Consider the following 229-nt stretch of genomic DNA (forward strand, 5'->3'; position numbering starts at 1 on the left):
GTGCCTTGATATATGTCGAATCTATCATAAAGATATCTCCGGCAGGCTCGCCTATTGCGGCGTCCGCCAGTATTCTCCATATTCCCTTGTCCCGCCAGCGGCAAAACCGCTTGTGTATGCTGTTCCAATTCCCGAATTCCGGCGGTATGTCCCTCCACGGAGCGCCCGTGCGCGTCTGCCACGCTACCGCGTTGATAAACAGGCGGTTATCTTTCGCCACTCCCCCGCG

Annotated in this window: 1 protein-coding gene; it reads right to left on the reverse strand. The window is 56.8% G+C overall.

Annotated features, from left to right (window positions below):
- On the reverse strand, positions 1-229 hold a 229-nt coding region (locus AWU74_RS08825), incomplete at both ends, for a transposase (RefSeq protein ID WP_238580298.1).

This window comes from Treponema endosymbiont of Eucomonympha sp., from assembly GCF_001028545.1.